This window comes from Mycobacterium angelicum (genome assembly GCF_002086155.1).
Lineage (GTDB): Bacteria > Actinomycetota > Actinomycetes > Mycobacteriales > Mycobacteriaceae > Mycobacterium > Mycobacterium angelicum.
In genome coordinates this window covers 1-466 of record NZ_MVHE01000298.1, presented here as the reverse complement: position 1 = coordinate 466, position 466 = coordinate 1, and the positions used below count along the sequence as shown (strand labels likewise).

Here is a 466-nt window from a genome sequence, read left to right as displayed (position 1 = left end):
CGGGTCGCCGTGGCTGACGGCGTTCGCTCAGCGCAGCCCGTTCGCCGAGATGTTCCAATCGGCCGAGCAAAACCGTTCCGGCACAAGTCAATTCCTGGCCGAGCTGGCGGAACTCGAGCAGGAGGAGTGGCCCGGAAGGCTCCGGCGGCTCATCTCCGAGCAGATCGGCCTGATTCTGCGCCGCACCATCGACGCCGACCGGATGCTGGCGGAGTACGGGCTGGACTCGCTGGGCAGCCAGGAGCTGCGGACGCGCATCGAGTCCGAAATCGGGATTCGCATCAGCACATCCGACATCACCACGATCCGGGGTCTGGCGGACCGCCTTTACGACAAATTGACCTCAAAAGCCGACATTGGAGCACCCTCGTGAGGTAGGAATGACGCAAGCGCCAACTGCATGCAGGGGCGGGAATTGAGGAGGGATCGTGATCATAGGTGGGGGCTCCGCTAGCGCCAGTATGGA

The 466-nt window shown here is 63.5% G+C and carries 1 protein-coding gene; it reads left to right on the top strand.

The window, feature by feature from the left end; translation table 11 throughout:
• Window positions 1-373, top strand: a 373-nt coding sequence (locus tag BST12_RS29480; protein ID WP_083116539.1) for an acyl carrier protein, incomplete at its 5' end; no start/stop codon positions are given.
• Window positions 374-466: the final 93 nt, after the last annotated feature.